This is a genomic window from Synechococcus lacustris str. Tous, assembly GCF_003011125.1.
GTDB classification, from domain to species: Bacteria; Cyanobacteriota; Cyanobacteriia; order PCC-6307; family Cyanobiaceae; genus Synechococcus_D; species Synechococcus_D lacustris.
In genome coordinates this window covers 1-755 of sequence record NZ_PXVC01000268.1, presented here as the reverse complement: position 1 = coordinate 755, position 755 = coordinate 1, and the positions used below count along the sequence as shown (strand labels likewise).

Here is a 755-nt window from a genome sequence, read left to right as displayed (position 1 = left end):
GTGCATCAATTGCGCAGCCGTTGTGATGCGGTGATCGTTGGCGGCGGCACCGTTAGGGCAGATGATCCCTTGCTTACAAGCAGGGGGCGGCGCACACCGGAACCGTTGCGGGTGGTGGTTAGCAGGGAATTAAATCTCCCCCCAAAAGCCCAACTATGGAACCAGGAATTAGCGCTCACCCTGGTGGCCCATGGCCCTGGGGCAAGAGCAGAAAAAATCGCACTTCTAGATCAGTTGGGRATAGAAAGGCTGCCACTGGATCAATGCGAACYACAACAACTGATGGAGGCACTAGCTAGCCGTGGTTGCAATCGGGTGCTGTGGGAATGCGGCCCCGAGTTAGCAGCGAGCGCCATAGGGCAAGGCTGCGTTCAACATATTGCGGCTGTAATTGCACCAAAACTATTAGGTGGCATCGCCGCATGCACTCCCCTGGGGGATTTGGGACTCAGCAGTATTCCAAACACATTTGAGCAAAAATATTCAGCCACAAGCCTTCAGGTGCTCGGCCAAGATCTACTTTGGCAAGCACAGATCAAAAGTTCAAATACATAATTTCAGCGCATCTCCTCAAGCGATTCCTCAACCTCAGCGCTGGTTTCGCTGGCGGTTACCCTTGCAATCAATAAACCCATCACAACCGCTAAATACAACGGCCCAACAACTGCAACAATCACCGATAACATTTCCCCAGGGTGATTAGTTGCAACTATATCGCCAAAACCAACCGTTGATAAACAGCTAAAAGCAAAATA

At 51.4% G+C, this 755-nt stretch carries 2 protein-coding genes; one reads left to right on the top strand and one right to left on the bottom strand.

Going from position 1 to position 755, the window contains the following annotated elements; all coding sequences use genetic code 11:
- On the top strand, window positions 1-555 hold a 555-nt coding region (locus C7K08_RS14835; RefSeq protein ID WP_193464855.1), incomplete at its 5' end, for a RibD family protein.
- Between the two features lie 2 nt (window positions 556-557).
- On the opposite strand, the gene C7K08_RS14830 is transcribed toward C7K08_RS14835, so the two are convergent.
- The coding region (locus tag C7K08_RS14830) for a potassium channel family protein (protein ID WP_133165344.1) at window positions 558-755 on the bottom strand (198 nt) is incomplete at its 5' end.